This is a genomic window from Roseburia sp. 1XD42-69, assembly GCF_003612565.1.
GTDB lineage: Bacteria > Bacillota > Clostridia > Lachnospirales > Lachnospiraceae > Roseburia_B.
This window is the reverse complement of the sequence record NZ_RAZG01000268.1, coordinates 1-574: the sequence shown is the minus strand read 5'-3', so window position 1 is coordinate 574 and position 574 is coordinate 1. Positions and strand designations below refer to the sequence as shown.

General features: G+C 39.0%; 1 protein-coding gene. It reads left to right on the top strand.

Going from position 1 to position 574, the window contains the following annotated elements; genetic code table 11:
• The coding region (locus D7Y06_RS26775) for a hypothetical protein (protein WP_207667365.1) at nt 1-247 on the top strand (247 nt) is incomplete at its 5' end.
• Nucleotides 248-574 lie beyond the last annotated feature (327 nt).

Genomic DNA, 574 nt, shown 5'->3' with positions numbered 1-574 from the left:
GCACACCTTATATAGAAAAATAAAGTATGCAGTTAGTTTTATTGTATTTCTAACTTACACACTTTATTTTACACTCCCCCTCCAAAGGTATATCCATTATGGAAGAAGCAGTAATCCTGCTCCATTGGCGCTTGCTGTTCTTGCGTTGCTTTCTTTCCCCCTTTTCCGTTTTTGGCGACCCGCTTCTCCGTCTCGCTTTGCCAATGCATCCAGTTCAGCATCAGCGGTCATTTGCCCATATTCCTAATGACCGTGGACTCTGCTGGCCTCGGATAACTTCTATTTCTGTTTTACTTTCGAGCCTTTCCGTTCTCTTGTACCCATATCCGCATCCTTTCGACATTACCATACTTATTATAGCATAGATATGCCATATTAGCCATAGTTTTTTGGAGTTGTTGGTAAAGTTGTTTAGTAAATGACTATCAGCTACATATAAATCATCAGAAGGAGCATAAATGCAAGAAACCGGGTCTTCGACACTTGTCAGAAATATAAAACACTACAAACCGCAGAAATGCGGGCTTTTTTATGTCAAATTTTATTTATTTTTATGTTGTATGGCGTTGTTTTA